The organism is Streptococcus sp. KR (assembly GCF_002238115.1).
Lineage (GTDB): Bacteria > Bacillota > Bacilli > Lactobacillales > Streptococcaceae > Streptococcus.
The window spans coordinates 1-267 of record NZ_NGVM01000266.1 but is presented as its reverse complement, the minus strand read 5'-3'; the positions used below and the strand labels follow the sequence as shown (position 1 = coordinate 267).

Here is a 267-nt window from a genome sequence, read left to right as displayed (position 1 = left end):
CCAAAACATATCCGGGAAATTCCTTTTCCATTTTGACTTTGTCTTTACCATTTTTAACTTCGTGTTCCTCTTGTTCCGGAACGACTGTTCTAAAAATGTAATCCTGCATGCCCATTGATTCTTTTCGGCTATCAAGGTTCATCTTAACCTTGTTTTCATATCCGGAATAAGTATGCAATACGTACCATTGTTTTTCTGCTGACTCGACCATGTTTTCTGCTCCTTCGTAAATTCATCTTAAATGAGTTCAAATAAAAAAACCTGACA

1 protein-coding gene is annotated in these 267 nt (G+C 36.3%); it reads right to left on the bottom strand.

What is annotated here, in order from left to right; translation table 11 throughout:
• A partial coding sequence (locus CBI42_RS11885; RefSeq protein WP_306425631.1) for a transcription termination/antitermination NusG family protein occupies window positions 1-211 on the bottom strand: 211 nt, incomplete at its 3' end.
• Window positions 212-267: the final 56 nt, after the last annotated feature.